This is a genomic window from Janthinobacterium sp. GW460-12-1-14-LB5 (genome assembly GCF_059423585.1).
On the sequence record NZ_JBWKYD010000066.1, the window covers coordinates 1 to 1350 of the forward strand.

Here is a 1350-nt window from a genome sequence, read left to right on the forward strand (position 1 = left end):
GTCAGCAGCATTTCGCCGACTGCGGGCCCGACGGGCGGCGGTACTTCCGTCATCATCACCGGTTCGAATTTTAGCGGTACAACGGCGGTGACCTTCGGCGCCACGGCGGCCACCGGCTTTACGGTCAACAGTGCCACGCAGATCACGGCGACGGCGCCAAGCGGCACCGGCACGGTGGACGTGCGCGTCACCACGACGGGCGGCACCAGCGCCACCAGCGCGGCGGACCAGTACACCTTTGTGGCGTCCCCGGCGGTGACGAGCATTTCGCCGACTGCCGGTCCGGCAACCGGCGGCACCACGGTCACCATCACGGGGACGGGCTTTAGCGGCACCACGGCGGTGACCTTCGGCGCCACGGCGGCGAGCGGCTTTACGGTCGACGGCGCCACGCAGATCACGGCCACGGCGCCAGCCGGCGCGGGGACGGTCGACGTGCGCGTCACCACGACGGGCGGTACCAGCGCCACCAGCGCGGCCGATCAATTTACGTATGTCGCGGCGCCAACGGTCAGCAGCATTTCGCCGACTGCAGGGCCGACGGGCGGCGGCACTTCCGTCATCATCACCGGTTCGAATTTTGGCGGCACAACGGCGGTGACCTTCGGCGCCACGGCGGCCACCGGCTACACGGTCAACAGTGCCACGCAGATCACGGCGACGGCCCCCGCCGGCACCGGCACGGTGGACGTGCGCGTCACCACGACGGGCGGCACCAGTGCCACCAGCGCGGCCGACCAATTTACGTATGTGGCGGCGCCGGCGGTCAGCAGCATTTCGCCGACTGCGGGCCCGACGGGCGGCGGTACTTCCGTCATCATCACCGGTTCGAATTTTAGCGGTACAACGGCGGTGACCTTCGGCGCCACGGCGGCCACCGGCTTTACGGTCAACAGTGCCACGCAGATCACGGCGACGGCGCCCGCCGGTTCCGGCACGGTCGACGTGCGCGTCACCTCGGCTGGAGGTACCAGCGCCACCGGCGCGGCCGATCAATTTACGTATGTCGCGGCGCCGGCGGTCAGCAGCATTTCGCCGACTGCAGGGCCGACGGGCGGCGGTACTTCCGTCATCATCACCGGTTCGAATTTTGGCGGCACAACGGCGGTGACCTTCGGCGCCACGGCGGCCACCGGCTTTACGGTCAACAGCACCACGCAGATCACGGCGACAGCGCCCGCCGGTTCCGGCACGGTGGACGTGCGCGTCACCACGACGGGCGGCACCAGCGCCACCAGCGCGGCCGACCAATTTACGTATGTGGCGCCGCCAACGGTCAGCAGCATTTCGCCGACTGCGGGCCCGACGGGCGGCGGTACTTCCGTCATCATCACCGGTTCGAATTTTAGC

At 69.0% G+C, this 1350-nt stretch carries 1 protein-coding gene; it reads left to right on the forward strand.

Features of this window, described 5'->3' with window-relative positions; translation table 11 throughout:
• On the forward strand, nucleotides 1-1350 hold a 1350-nt coding region (locus tag AC07X6_RS28525; RefSeq protein ID WP_494793219.1), incomplete at both ends, for a beta strand repeat-containing protein.